Source organism: Streptococcus suis (assembly GCF_029616525.1).
GTDB classification, from domain to species: Bacteria; Bacillota; Bacilli; order Lactobacillales; family Streptococcaceae; genus Streptococcus; species Streptococcus suis_AF.
On the sequence record NZ_JANFME010000010.1, the window covers coordinates 58,282 to 71,096 of the forward strand.

Here is a 12,815-nt window from a genome sequence, read left to right on the forward strand (position 1 = left end):
AAAATTGCTAGTCAACTGTTCCTTTCTAAGCTATAATAGACTTAGAAAAAAGAGGAGGAAATAATCATGAATCAGTTAGCACAGCAAATTCGAGTTTTACGCACAACCAAGAATCTATCACAAGATGAATTGGCAGAGAAACTCTATATTTCCCGTCAGGCTGTTTCCAAGTGGGAAAATGGCGAAGTAACGCCAGACATTGACAAACTGGTTCAGCTGGCAGAAATCTTTGGTGTTAGTCTGGATTATCTGGTTTTAGGAAAAGAACCTGAGAAGGAAATTGTGGTGGAACAACGAGGAAAAATGAATGGTTGGGAATACTTGTACGAAGAATCCAAACGACCTCTTACAAGAGGAGATGTTGTCTCTCTCATTTTTGTTGCAGTTATTGTTTTAGGTTCATTTTTCATTATGTATTATTTTTAACGAAGCTTGCCAAACAGCAAGCTTTTTCTCTAGTTTTCTGCTATAATAGTCATGATTGAATTTTTAATTGGAGAGTAAACAAACATGGCTTTAACAGCAGGAATCGTCGGTTTGCCGAACGTTGGTAAATCAACCCTATTTAATGCAATTACCAAGGCAGGAGCTGAGGCTGCCAACTACCCTTTCGCAACTATTGATCCAAACGTTGGTATGGTGGAAGTGCCAGATGAGCGTCTACAGAAGTTGACCGAACTCATCACCCCTAAAAAGACAGTCCCAACGACTTTTGAATTTACCGATATTGCCGGTATCGTAAAAGGTGCTTCTAAAGGTGAAGGGCTTGGAAATAAATTCTTGGCCAATATTCGTGAGGTTGATGCCATTGTCCATGTGGTGCGTGCCTTTGATGATGAAAATGTCATGCGTGAACAAGGCCGTGAAGACGCCTTTGTGGATCCAATCGCAGATATTGATACTATTAACCTAGAATTGATTTTGGCGGATCTAGAGAGTATCAACAAGCGTTATGCGCGTGTAGAAAAAATGGCCCGTACGCAAAAAGACAAGGATTCTGTGGCAGAATTTGCAGTCCTTGAAAAAATCAAACCAGTCTTGGAAGACGGAAAATCCGCTCGTACGGTTGACTTCACAGATGAAGAACAAAAAATCGTTAAGCAACTCTTCCTCTTGACCACTAAACCAGTCCTCTATGTTGCCAACGTCGATGAAGACAAGGTAGCAGATCCTGAGTCTATCAGTTATGTTCAGCAAATCCGTGACTTTGCAGCAACAGAAAATGCAGAAGTTGTAGTAATTTCTGCGCGTGCAGAAGAGGAAATCTCAGAACTCGACGATGAAGACAAGGTTGAATTTTTAGAAGCCCTTGGTTTGACAGAATCTGGTGTGGACAAGTTGACCCGTGCAGCCTACCACTTGCTTGGACTTGGAACTTACTTTACCGCAGGGGAAAAAGAAGTGCGTGCTTGGACCTTCAAACGTGGCATGAAAGCTCCTCAGTGTGCGGGTATTATCCATTCAGACTTTGAAAAAGGCTTTATCCGTGCCGTCACCATGTCCTATGATGATTTGATTCAATATGGCTCTGAAAAGGCAGTCAAGGAAGCAGGACGCCTCCGTGAAGAAGGAAAAGAGTACGTTGTTCAGGATGGGGACATCATGGAGTTCCGCTTTAACGTTTGATGGCTAAACTGTCCTTATTCTTCGTTGTTTTACCTTGCCATACCATCAGTATTGTCTGCGGTTTCAACGCCTAGACTAAGAACATTTTATCGCATCAAAGAGGATGATTACTTGGTTGGAAAGCTTTTTCCAGCCTTTTGGTATTTAAGGAGAAAAAATGACACGATTGATTATCGGTTTGGGAAATCCCGGAGACCGCTATTTTGAAACAAAACATAACGTTGGTTTTATGCTGCTGGATAAGATTGCTAAGCGTGAAAATGTGACCTTTAACCACGATAAGATTTTCCAAGCTGATATTGCAACTACCTTTATTGACGGCGAAAAAATCTATCTAGTAAAGCCAACGACCTTCATGAACGAATCAGGTAAGGCTGTTCATGCCCTGATGGCTTATTATGGTTTGGATGAGACAGATATTCTGGTGGCTTATGATGATTTGGATATGGCTGTTGGAAAAATCCGTTTCCGTCAAAAAGGATCAGCTGGTGGCCACAATGGTATCAAATCCATTGTCAAGCATATTGGAACACAGGAATTTGACCGTATCAAGATTGGTATTGGGCGTCCTAAAGGAAAAATGAGCGTTGTCAGTCACGTCTTATCTGGATTTGATACAGAAGACCGTATTGAAATCGACTTAGCACTAGATAAACTTGACAAGGCTGTCAACTTTTATCTGGAAGAGGACGATTTTGATACCATCATGAGAAAGTTTAACGGCTAATGAATATACTAGATATACTTCACAAAAATAAGCAAATTAATCAGTGGCAGTCTGGATTAAACAAGTCAACTCGCCAACTATTATTAGGACTCACTGGAACCAGTAAGTCATTAGTCATGGCGACTGCCTATGATAGTTTGGCTGAGAAAATAATGATTGTAACGGCTAGTCAGAATGAAGCAGAGAGATTGGCTACAGATTTATCAGCCATTATAGGTAGTGAGAATGTTTACAACTTCTTTACAGATGATAGTCCGATTGCAGAGTTTGTTTTCGCTTCTAAGGAACGGACGCAATCAAGAATTGATAGCTTGAATTTTCTGACTGATTCAACTCAATCAGGAGTTATAGTTGTTAGCATGGCTGCTTGTAGGATTCTGTTACCGAATCCAGAAATATTCAGAAAGTCAAAAATTCAAATTGAGGTTGGTCAAGAAATAGAAGTTGACATTTTTGTAAAGAAACTTGTCAATACAGGCTACAAAAAGGTATCCAGAGTTTTAACTCAGGGAGAATTTAGCCAACGAGGAGACATTCTAGATGTTTTTGATATGCAAGCCGATGCCCCTTATCGTTTGGAATTTTTTGGAGATGAGATTGATGGCATTCGTATCTTTGATGTCGACAGTCAAAAGTCTTTAGAAAATTTGGACAGCATCACCATTGCTCCAGCATCGGATATTCTTTTGACAGCTGCTGACTATATACGTGCTTGCAGTAGTATTGAAATAGCTATTGAACAATCGCATATAGAAGAGCAGCAGTCTTATTTACGAGAAGTCCTGGCAGATATGCAAACAGAATATCGTCATCCCGATTTACGAAAATTTCTATCATTTTTATATGAACAATCTTGGACATTGCTAGATTATTTGCCAAAGGGAACCCCTTTATTTTTAGATGATTTTCATAGAATTGCTGACAAGCAGGCTCAATTTGAAAAAGAATCAGCAGAGTTGTTGACAGATGATTTACAAAAGGGTAAATCAGTGTCAAGTTTAAACTATTTTGCATCTACCTATTCGGAATTAAGAAAATACAAACCTGCCAGCTTCTTTTCAAGTTTTCAAAAGGGGTTAGGAAATGTAAAATTTGATGCCCTCTATCAATTTACTCAACATCCTATGCAGGAATTTTTCCATCAAATTCCCTTATTAAAAGAAGAACTAACTCGGTATGCTAAGTCGAAGAATACGGTCATTATTCAAGCAAGTTCTGAAGCAAGTTTACAGACTTTGCAAAAATCTTTACAGGAGTATGATATTCAGCTACCTGCCTATCCAGCGGATAAGTTAGTAGAAGGTCAGCAACAAGTGACCATTGGACAGCTAGCTTCTGGATTTCATTTGATGGATGAGAAGTTAGTTCTTATTACTGAAAAAGAGATTTTTAATAAAAAGATTAAGCGTAAGGTCCGTAGAACTAATATTTCTAATGCTGAGCGTATTAAGGACTATAGTGAGCTAGCTGTTGGTGACTATGTTGTTCACCATGTTCACGGGATAGGTCAGTATTTAGGGATAGAAACCATTGAAATATCAGGTATCCACCGTGACTATGTGACAGTTCAATATCAAAACTCCGATCGGATTTCCATTCCTGTAGAGCAGATTGATCTCCTTTCCAAATACTTAGCATCCGATGGAAAAGCTCCAAAAGTTAATAAACTAAACGATGGCCGTTTCCAACGAACCAAGCAAAAAGTTCAGAAGCAGGTAGAGGATATTGCGGATGATTTGATTAAGCTTTATGCAGAGCGTAGCCAGTTGAAAGGCTTTGCCTTTTCACCGGACGATAACAATCAAGTTGAATTTGACAACTACTTTACACACGTGGAAACAGACGACCAACTCCGTTCCATTGATGAAATCAAACAAGATATGGAAAAAGACTCTCCAATGGATCGTTTGCTGGTAGGAGATGTTGGCTTTGGTAAGACAGAGGTAGCTATGCGCGCTGCTTTCAAAGCAGTCAATGATGGCAAGCAAGTAGCTATTCTTGTTCCTACGACTGTTTTAGCCCAGCAACACTATGCTAATTTCCAAGAACGATTTGCAGAATTTCCTGTCAATGTGGATGTTATGAGTCGTTTTAAAACAAAGGCAGAGCAGGAAAAAACACTTGAGAAGTTGAAAAAAGGCCAAGTTGACATCTTGATTGGTACCCATCGCCTTCTATCAAAAGATGTTGTTTTTGCTGATTTAGGTTTACTGGTTATTGATGAAGAGCAACGGTTTGGTGTCAAGCATAAGGAACGCTTGAAGGAATTGAAAAAGAAAATAGATGTCCTAACCCTGACTGCAACTCCAATTCCTCGGACATTGCAAATGTCCATGTTGGGAATCCGCGACTTGTCAGTAATTGAGACTCCACCGACAAATCGTTATCCTGTACAAACTTATGTGATGGAAACAAATCCTTCCGTTATCCGAGATGCAATGCTTCGTGAGATAGATCGCGGAGGACAGGTTTACTATCTTTACAATAAAGTTGACACCATTGAACAGAAAGTATCTGAATTAAAAGAATTGGTTCCAGAAGCTAGCATCGGTTATGTCCATGGTCAAATGTCGGAAATTCAGCTAGAAAATACCCTTTATGCTTTTGTAGAAGGTGAGTATGATATTCTGGTGACCACAACAATCATTGAAACAGGTGTTGATATTCCAAATGCTAATACACTGTTTATTGAGAATGCAGATCACATGGGACTGTCAACGCTTTATCAACTTAGAGGACGTGTTGGCCGTTCCAGTCGGATTGCCTATGCCTATCTCATGTACCGTCCAGACAAGTCCTTGACAGAAGTAGCTGAAAAACGCTTGGAAGCCATTAAGGGCTTTACAGAACTAGGATCAGGTTTCAAGATTGCCATGCAAGATTTGTCCATTCGTGGTGCGGGAAATATTTTAGGTGCTGCTCAGTCAGGTTTTATTGATTCTGTGGGATATGAGATGTATTCACAATTGCTGGAACAAGCCATCTTGGAAAAACAAGGTAAGGCAACCCAACGTCAGAAGAGTAATTCAGAGGTCAATTTACAGATTGATGCCTATTTACCAAGTGATTATATTGGTGATCAGCGACAAAAAATTGAAATTTACAAGCGTATAAAGAATATTGACAGTCGTGTAAACTATCAAGAATTACAGGAAGAATTGATTGATCGTTTTGGAGAGTATCCTGATGTAGTAGCCTACTTGCTTGAAATCGGTCTATTGAAGTCATTTTTAGACCAAGTTTTCTGTCATACAGTTCTTAGACGACAACATCAAGTGACAGTAACATTCGAACCCATGGCTGGTCAAATTTTCCTAACGCAAGATTACTTTGAAGCTTTATCTGTGACAAATTTGAAAGCTCAGATAACGGAAAATAAAGGAAAACTAGCTGTTGTGTTTAACATTCAACAGAAAAAAGAATATGAAATATTAGAGGAATTGATTTCTTTTGCCGAAAAATTAAAAGAAATTAAAGCAAGGAAGGCAGAATAAATTTCTCAAATACCTTGAAAAATGGTAAAATAATGAACTGAGGTAAAGTATGAGACTAGATAAATATTTGAAAGTATCCCGCATTATCAAGCGTCGAACAGTTGCGAAGGAAGTTGCCGATAAAGGACGAATAAAAGTCAATGGGATTTTGGCGAAATCTTCAACAGATTTAAAGGTAAATGATCAGGTTGAAATCCAATTTGGTAATAAACTACTCACTGTAAAAGTACTTGAAATGAAAGATTCGACTAAAAAAGAAGACGCACTGAAAATGTATGAAATTATCAGTGAAAAAAGGATAGAAAAAGATGAAGAAATCTAAAATTCTACAACTGAATAATGCCTTTATTCAGTCGGAGCGTAAAAAAACTCAGCATCAATTGGCAGAACGCCAACAAAAAAATCGTTTTATGGGTGCGATTCTCATTCTAGTTATCTTTCTTTTTATGTTGCCTGCCTATAATCTTGTTGGGACTTACACTAATATTCAGCAGCAGGAAAAGAAACTTGCTGAATTGGAAAAAAATTACGAAGAACTGACCAAAGAACAGAAGCAGGAAGCAGAGATGGTTGCAAAATTGAAAAATGAGGAATATGTAGCAAAGTATGTTCGGGCTAAGTATCAATACTCTAAAGAAGGGGAATTTGTCTACAATATTCCAGGGTTACCAAAATGACCGAATCTATTTTTAAAATTGTAGAGCAATTTTTACAGCATTCTGATGAAAAATTAGAAGAGTTGAATCAAAAGAATAGAGAATTAAAGTTAGAAGAAAATGAATCGTAGAAAGGAGGGAGTATGCAGAAAAAACTGCTCGTATGGTTATTGCCAGTTTTATTTGGATGGCAGGTGGTCGATAGTACAGAAATACCATTTGCACTCACAGCGCAAGAAGAATACGAATTGACTCATACTATCTATGATCAGTATTTTCAAACTATCCCTCAAAACCCAAATGTTTTTCAAACTGAGAATCTTTATTCGGATGAAGAACTGACTATAGCAGGTGGACAATTACAGCCGAACCAACATTTTTCTATTACGGATGTTCTAGTCAATAGCAAAAAAGAATTGGTTTTCAAAATAGATGACAAGGGTTACATTCTTGCAAGTAGGCATCTACTATTTGATGATGTAATTGTTACAGAAACTACTGTTGAGCAAACTTATTGGACAAAAAAAAGTTTCACATTGTTAACCTCACCAATTGCTAACGAAGCTACGGAAATAAAAAATGATTTACAACCCTATCAGGCTGTTATGGTTTCTAAAATTGTGACAACTTCCCTAGGTGATTTTGCCTATGTTACAGATAAAGGTTGGATTGCAGTAAATAATCTTTCTAAAACGGATAATAGAGTAGAAGCCGTTCAAGAGTTGTTGACTAACAAATATTCCAAAGATACTATTGGTATATATGTGAAACAATTGTCAACAGGTCAAACTGCAGGTGTAAATCAAGAGAAACTATTCTATTCTGCCAGCATTGCTAAACTACCAATTCTTTATTACGTTCAAGAGCAACTGAATGCTGGGTATATTGATTTGACTACTAAAGTGAAATATACAGCCGAATCTATATCCTTCCCAGGAGCTTATGTTGCTGGAGGAAGTGGTTCACTGTCAAAAACTCCTGACAACAAAGATTATTCAGTGGAAGAATTGATTAATAAGACTGCTAAAGAGTCAGATAATGTAGCTAGTAATTTACTTTCTTATTATGTAGCTAATAAATTCGATTCCAATTTTTATCAAGTAATAACTGCTAAAATAGGTAGTGAGTGGAGTATGGTTACACGTGAAACTTCAGCTGAGATCGCAGGGAAAATGATGGAAGCCTTATATATTCAAAATGGCTATGTGCTAGAAAGTTTGTTATCTACTCAATTTGATAATCAACGTATTTCGAAAGACATCTCAGTTCCAGTTGCTCATAAAATTGGCGATGCAGACGATGTCAAACACGATGTAGCGATTGTTTACGCAGGGTCTCCTTTTGTTTTATCTATTTTTACAGATAAATCAAATTATGATGAGATTACACAAATTGCAAATGATATTTACGGGATTTTAAAGTAAATGAAAGATAGATTTTTAAAAGTGACACTGGATGGTCACTTTTTTGATAAACATAAGAAAGTACTAGTAGCCGTATCTGGTGGGTTAGATTCTATGAACCTATTCCATCTTTTATACGAATACAAACAAGTGTTAGGGATTGAACTTGGAATTGCCCATATTAATCATGGACAGAGGGAAGAATCTGTCATTGAGGAAAAATATCTTAGACAGTTAGCAGAAGAAAGTAATGTTCCCTTTTATCTGTCCTATTTTGAAGGTGTTTTTTCAGAAGAAGCGGCGCGAAAATGGCGTTATGGATTTTTTGCTACAATCATGGAGAAGGAAGGCTACACTGCACTAGTGACAGCCCACCATGCAGATGATCAAGCAGAAACTGTCTTTATGCGATTGATTAGAGGAGGGCGTTTACGTCACTTATCAGCAATTCAACCGACTCAGCCTTTTGCAACAGGGGAACTTATTCGACCACTTTTATCTTTTAAAAAGGCAGATTTTGAAAAGCTATTTTATTTTGAAGATTGCAGCAATGCAGATTTCAAATATTTTCGAAATAGAGTCAGAAATGACTATTTACCAAAGTTAAAACAGGAAAATCCTAAAATCGAACTTACTCTCAATAATCTTGCAGTTGATACAAATAATCTATTTCAAGCGCTAAGAGATTTGACACAGAATTTATCCGTTACAGATGTGATGAGTTTTCAACAACAGACACCTGCGGTACAAAGTTATCTATTAGAGGAATATTTGGAAAAATTTCCTGATTTACAGCTCTCTCGTCCACAATTTAATGAAGTATTACACATCTTGCGTTCAAAAGCTAACTACTATCATTTATTGAAAAATGATTACATGCTAGAAAAGGATTATCATCGTTTTCAAATTTATAAAATAGGACCAGAGACGGATAGTCAACCAGAAAAAATCATGATAAAATCAGAGGGTATTTTTTCTTACGGTTCATATATTTTTTCTCTCAATCATCCTTTGGAAGAAGCGGATAGTATTTTATATTTTCCTACAGAAAATCCAATTGTAGTGAGGAGAAGGCAGGCTGGGGATACCATTTTAATAAACGGAGTAAATAAAAAACTCCGCCGTTGGTTTATTGATAATAAAATCTCACAGAAAGTTCGACAAAATGCGCTTATTATCGAGCAGAATGGAGAAATTTATGGAATTACGAATCTTGTTAGCAGTGATTTGAGTAAATCAGTAAAAAATGATATAATGAAAGCTACCTTATATATAAAAATGAAAGAGTAGAACAACTATGTTGGACAAAGATATTAAGAAAATTCTTGTTTCAGAAGAAGAAATCGTTGCAAAATGCAAAGAACTCGGTCAAATTTTAGCAACAGACTATGTAGATAAGAATCCTATTCTTGTAGGAATTTTAAAAGGTTCTATCCCATTTATGGCAGAATTAATGAAACATATTGATGCCCATGTAGAAACGGATTATATGGTTGTTTCTAGCTACCATGGCGGAACGGAGAGTAGCGGTACCGTTAAGATTATCAAGGATTTGGACAATAGTGTTGCAGGTCGCCACATTATCTTTGTTGAAGATATTATTGATACTGGTCGTACATTAAAAGAACTAAAAGAGCTGTTTGCTCTCCGTCAAGCTGAATCTATCAAAATTGCTACACTCCTTGATAAACCAGAAGGTCGAGTTGTTGAGATTGAGCCAGACTATACTTGTTTCACTATTCCAAATGAATTTGTAGTTGGATTTGGATTAGACTATGATGAAAACTACCGTAATCTTCCTTATGTTGGTGTACTAAAAGAGGAAGTTTATACAAAATAGAAAAAGGTTTCCTACTGTATTATGAACAATCAACCAAATAAAGGATTTATTAAAAATCCTTTTCTCATTATTCTAGTTATTGCGACTATCCTAACAGCATTCCAGTTTTTTAATGCCGGTCAGCAGGTTGCTACTCAAGAAATTAGCTATTCACAAGTTATTACTGAACTAAAAAATAATAATGTTTCAGAATTGACCTATCAACCAGATTCAAGCGTTATTGAAATTACAGGTAAATACAAGACAGAACAGGAAGCAAAAGATGAGTTAGCTTCATCTATTAAGTTATTCCAAGTTTCTAGCAAAGTTAAGTATAAAAACTTTAAGTCGCTAATTTTACCGTCAGAAACGAATTTGTCAGAGCTACAAGCTCTTGCAAATGAAAATGGAGTAAAGGTTACTATTAAACCCGAAAGTTCAAATGGACTATGGTTAAATATTATCTTTAATTTGTTGCCACTTGTTATTGTTGGTGTATTCTTCATGATGATGATGAACCAAGGCGGTGGCGGAGCTCGAGGAGCCATGAACTTTGGACGAAACAAAGCGAAAGCTTTGGAACAAAGTAACATCAAGGTACGTTTCTCAGATGTAGCAGGTGCAGAGGAAGAAAAACAAGAATTAGTTGAAGTTGTTGAATTTTTGAAGGATCCAAAACGCTTTACTAAACTTGGAGCACGTATTCCAGCAGGTGTGCTACTAGAGGGGCCTCCAGGAACCGGTAAAACCTTGCTTGCCAAAGCAGTAGCAGGTGAAGCGGGTGTACCATTCTTCTCCATTTCTGGTTCAGATTTTGTTGAAATGTTTGTTGGTGTCGGTGCCAGCCGTGTTCGTTCATTATTTGAAGATGCAAAAAAAGCAGCGCCAGCCATTATTTTCATCGATGAAATCGATGCTGTCGGTCGCCAACGTGGTGTCGGCATGGGTGGCGGTAACGACGAACGTGAACAAACCCTCAACCAACTCTTAATTGAAATGGATGGTTTTGAAGGGAACGAAGGGATTATTGTCATTGCCGCAACCAACCGTAGTGATGTTTTAGACCCTGCCCTTCTTCGTCCAGGTCGTTTTGACCGTAAAGTATTGGTTGGTCGTCCGGATGTTAAAGGACGTGAAGCAATCCTTAAAGTTCATGCGAAGAATAAACCACTAGCAGCAGATGTAGATTTGAAATTAGTAGCACAACAAACACCAGGATTTGTTGGTGCAGATTTAGAGAATGTTCTTAACGAAGCAGCTCTAGTTGCTGCACGTCGAAACAAAACTGTCATCGATGCGTCAGATATCGACGAAGCGGAAGATCGTGTTATTGCAGGTCCGTCCAAGAAAGATCGTCAAGTCTCAGCTAAGGAACGAGAAATCGTTGCCTACCATGAAGCTGGTCATACGATTGTCGGCCTTGTCTTGTCAAATGCGCGTGAAGTTCATAAAGTTACTATTGTACCACGTGGCCGCGCAGGAGGTTACATGATTGCCCTTCCAAAAGAAGATCAAATGCTTCTATCTAAAGAAGATATGAAGGAGCAATTGGCTGGTCTTATGGGAGGACGTGTTGCGGAAGAAATTATTTTCAATACCCAAACAACTGGTGCCTCAAATGACTTTGAACAAGCAACACGGATGGCGCGTGCTATGGTTGCTGAATATGGCATGAGTGACAAAATGGGACCAATGCAGTATGAGGGCAGTCATGCAATGTTTGGTGGCCAGACAACTCATAAACACATTTCAGAACAAACTGCTTATGAATTAGATAATGAAGTACGTGATTTGTTAAATGAAGCTCGCAACAAAGCAGCTGAAATTATTCAGTCTAATCGCGAAACTCATAAACTAATCGCAGAAGCATTGCTCAAATACGAAACTCTTGATAGTGTTCAAATTAAATCTCTGTATGAAACAGGCAAAATGCCAGAAAATATTGAACGTGATGATGAAGATATTCATCCCCTTTCTTATGAAGAGGTAAAAGAGAAAATTAATACGAAAGAGTAGTATAAAATGGTCTGTGCAAGACATTCCATAACGGATCTGCCCTCACTCTCAACCACTAAAATAACCGCAAAGCCTTCGCTAAGTACATAATCTTGGCAAGGGCTTTTTTACATGATACACATCAGAAACAGGGCGTTTACAAGAAAAACGAATCAATAGTTATTTATCTCAATCTTAGAACTATACCAAATAACTCCCTTCTGAAGCAGAATGCAATGTTTGCCATAGAGTATCAATAGCAAATGTACTTAAAAAAAGAAAAATCAAATTAAGTATGCTAGACAAAAATGTCCTGTAGAAAGACAGCACTTTTCGATAAACTTAAACCATCAACAAAAGGAGATTAAGAAATGGAATTCGAAAAAGTGTACGCAAGCGTCAAAGGTATTGTAAATAAGGCTCGAAAAGAGTTTTACATTAAACTATGGGATCGAGATGATTGGGAACAAGAAGGAATGATGACCTTGTTTGAATTATTGGAAGCTCAACCGTGGCTAGTTGATGAACAAGTTCAATTATATTGTTATTTTAAAGTCAAGTTCAGAAATCGAATCAAGGATCGTATCCGCAAACAGGAAAGTCAAAAACGCAAGTTTGACCGTATGCCACATGAAGATATTCACGAATTATCTCACGCAATACAATCACCGGGATTGATAAACGATGAACTATTAATGTTGAGAGGTGCCTTGAGAGATTATCGAAAAAACCTGAGCGATGATCAACTTGATAAATACGAAAAATTAATCAGCGGACAATGTTTTAATGGTCGTCGTGAAATGATACGTGATTTACAAATTCATTTGAAAGACTTTCGCTAAAGCTAATTACTAACATCATGTTAATCGAATTAAGAAATTGGGCAGAAGCACCATAAAAAGTTCTGTTCAGTTTCTTTTTATATAGGTTATAGCAAAGAGAAGAAGGAATAGGAGAAAAAACAAATATCTACATAGAACTTTCAGTGTAAAAAATCTCAAAAAACCGGTTGACAATTGCCAAAGTAGATGATAGAATAATTGAGTTGTCTCTTGAGGGGCTAGTTAATAGAGGAACGAAAAAAAGTTTCGAAAA

General features: G+C 37.4%; 12 protein-coding genes. All 12 read left to right on the forward strand.

Translation table 11 applies throughout. The features are described 5' to 3' along the window. The first annotated feature begins 66 nt into the window (after window positions 1-66). Window positions 67-426 carry a type II toxin-antitoxin system RelB family anti-toxin gene (gene relB / locus NOL38_RS05635; RefSeq protein ID WP_277941626.1) on the forward strand — a complete coding sequence of 120 codons (360 nt, stop codon included), beginning with the start codon at window positions 67-69 and terminating at the stop codon, window positions 424-426. Window positions 427-510: 84 nt separating this feature from the next. Then, the gene (gene ychF, locus NOL38_RS05640; protein ID WP_044753851.1) at window positions 511-1,626 is read left to right on the forward strand and encodes a redox-regulated ATPase YchF; all 1,116 of its coding nucleotides are present in this window, start codon (window positions 511-513) and stop codon (window positions 1,624-1,626) included. A 157-nt stretch (window positions 1,627-1,783) separates the two neighbouring features. Beyond that, window positions 1,784-2,353: an aminoacyl-tRNA hydrolase gene (gene pth / locus NOL38_RS05645; RefSeq protein ID WP_277941627.1), complete on the forward strand. Its 570-nt coding sequence runs from the start codon at window positions 1,784-1,786 to the stop codon at window positions 2,351-2,353. Next, complete coding sequence (gene mfd / locus NOL38_RS05650; RefSeq protein WP_277941628.1) at window positions 2,353-5,847, forward strand: transcription-repair coupling factor; 3,495 nt, start codon at window positions 2,353-2,355, stop codon at window positions 5,845-5,847. Before pth ends, mfd begins: the two co-directional genes overlap by 1 nt. Before the next feature lie 49 nt (window positions 5,848-5,896). Then, a complete protein-coding gene (locus NOL38_RS05655) occupies window positions 5,897-6,169 on the forward strand; it encodes an RNA-binding S4 domain-containing protein (RefSeq protein ID WP_004194330.1) in 273 nt (90 codons plus the stop codon). Next, window positions 6,156-6,524, forward strand: a complete 369-nt coding sequence (locus tag NOL38_RS05660) for an FtsB family cell division protein (protein ID WP_277941629.1) — start codon at window positions 6,156-6,158, stop codon at window positions 6,522-6,524. Before NOL38_RS05655 ends, NOL38_RS05660 begins: the two co-directional genes overlap by 14 nt. Continuing rightward, window positions 6,521-6,634 (forward strand): SP_0009 family protein, encoded by a 114-nt coding sequence (locus tag NOL38_RS05665; protein WP_004194325.1) that lies wholly within the window; start codon window positions 6,521-6,523, stop codon window positions 6,632-6,634. The genes NOL38_RS05660 and NOL38_RS05665 overlap by 4 nt, the downstream gene beginning before the upstream one ends. Before the next feature lie 12 nt (window positions 6,635-6,646). Next, window positions 6,647-7,927, forward strand: a complete 1,281-nt coding sequence (locus NOL38_RS05670) for a serine hydrolase (RefSeq protein WP_277941630.1) — start codon at window positions 6,647-6,649, stop codon at window positions 7,925-7,927. Next, window positions 7,928-9,196, forward strand: a complete 1,269-nt coding sequence (tilS, locus tag NOL38_RS05675; RefSeq protein ID WP_277941631.1) for a tRNA lysidine(34) synthetase TilS — start codon at window positions 7,928-7,930, stop codon at window positions 9,194-9,196. Between the two features lie 7 nt (window positions 9,197-9,203). Beyond that, window positions 9,204-9,746, forward strand: coding sequence for a hypoxanthine phosphoribosyltransferase (gene hpt / locus NOL38_RS05680; protein WP_277941632.1), 543 nt, complete (start codon window positions 9,204-9,206; stop codon window positions 9,744-9,746). A 21-nt stretch (window positions 9,747-9,767) separates the two neighbouring features. After that, the gene (gene ftsH / locus NOL38_RS05685) at window positions 9,768-11,741 is read left to right on the forward strand and encodes an ATP-dependent zinc metalloprotease FtsH (RefSeq protein WP_277941633.1); all 1,974 of its coding nucleotides are present in this window, start codon (window positions 9,768-9,770) and stop codon (window positions 11,739-11,741) included. Between the two features lie 350 nt (window positions 11,742-12,091). Further along, window positions 12,092-12,562: a sigma-70 RNA polymerase sigma factor region 4 domain-containing protein gene (locus NOL38_RS05690; protein WP_277941634.1), complete on the forward strand. Its 471-nt coding sequence runs from the start codon at window positions 12,092-12,094 to the stop codon at window positions 12,560-12,562. The last annotated feature ends 253 nt before the right edge of the window (window positions 12,563-12,815 follow it).

Coding starts and splice junctions, on each gene's coding strand:
- relB (WP_277941626.1), top strand. CDS start 67: ATGAATCAGTTAGCACAGCAAATTCGAGTTTTACGCACAACCAAGAAT.
- ychF (WP_044753851.1), top strand. CDS start 511: ATGGCTTTAACAGCAGGAATCGTCGGTTTGCCGAACGTTGGTAAATCA.
- pth (WP_277941627.1), top strand. CDS start 1,784: ATGACACGATTGATTATCGGTTTGGGAAATCCCGGAGACCGCTATTTT.
- mfd (WP_277941628.1), top strand. CDS start 2,353: ATGAATATACTAGATATACTTCACAAAAATAAGCAAATTAATCAGTGG.
- NOL38_RS05655 (WP_004194330.1), top strand. CDS start 5,897: ATGAGACTAGATAAATATTTGAAAGTATCCCGCATTATCAAGCGTCGA.
- NOL38_RS05660 (WP_277941629.1), top strand. CDS start 6,156: ATGAAGAAATCTAAAATTCTACAACTGAATAATGCCTTTATTCAGTCG.
- NOL38_RS05665 (WP_004194325.1), top strand. CDS start 6,521: ATGACCGAATCTATTTTTAAAATTGTAGAGCAATTTTTACAGCATTCT.
- NOL38_RS05670 (WP_277941630.1), top strand. CDS start 6,647: ATGCAGAAAAAACTGCTCGTATGGTTATTGCCAGTTTTATTTGGATGG.
- tilS (WP_277941631.1), top strand. CDS start 7,928: ATGAAAGATAGATTTTTAAAAGTGACACTGGATGGTCACTTTTTTGAT.
- hpt (WP_277941632.1), top strand. CDS start 9,204: ATGTTGGACAAAGATATTAAGAAAATTCTTGTTTCAGAAGAAGAAATC.
- ftsH (WP_277941633.1), top strand. CDS start 9,768: ATGAACAATCAACCAAATAAAGGATTTATTAAAAATCCTTTTCTCATT.
- NOL38_RS05690 (WP_277941634.1), top strand. CDS start 12,092: ATGGAATTCGAAAAAGTGTACGCAAGCGTCAAAGGTATTGTAAATAAG.